At 68.6% G+C, this 500-nt stretch carries 1 protein-coding gene; it reads left to right on the forward strand.

Features of this window, described 5'->3' with window-relative positions; all coding sequences use genetic code 11:
- A partial coding sequence (locus tag JHD63_RS22820; RefSeq protein WP_198973093.1) for an FAD-dependent oxidoreductase occupies positions 1 to 500 on the forward strand: 500 nt, incomplete at both ends.

The following is a 500-nucleotide window of genomic DNA, read 5'->3' on the forward strand; positions in this document are numbered from 1 at the left end:
GGCGCCGACCGCGACCTGGTCAAGGTCTGGCAGAAGATGAACGCGCCGCGCTTCGACAACATCATGCTCAAGACCAGGACGGTAGGCGCCAAGGCCACCGACAAGGGCATCGAAGTCACCTTCGAAGGCGAGGGCGCGCCCAGGGAGCCGCAGGTCTACGACCTGGTGCTGCAGGCCGTCGGCCGCACGCCCAACGGCGGCAGGATCGGCGCCGACAAGGCCGGCGTGGCCGTGACCGAGCGCGGCTTCATCAACGTCGACATCCAGATGCGCACCAACGTGCCGCAGATCTTCGCCATCGGCGACATCGTCGGCCAGCCCATGCTGGCGCACAAGGCGGTGCACGAGGCGCACGTGGCGGCCGAAGTCATCGCCGGCGAACTGCAGGGCAACAAGGAACTGGCCAGCGCCGCCTTCAACGCCCGCGTGATCCCCAGCGTGGCCTACACCGACCCGGAAGTGGCCTGGGTCGGCCTCACCGAGGACCAGGCCAAGGCGCA

Source organism: Xylophilus sp. ASV27, assembly GCF_016428875.1.
In the GTDB taxonomy this organism is placed as follows: Bacteria; Pseudomonadota; Gammaproteobacteria; order Burkholderiales; family Burkholderiaceae_C; genus Xylophilus.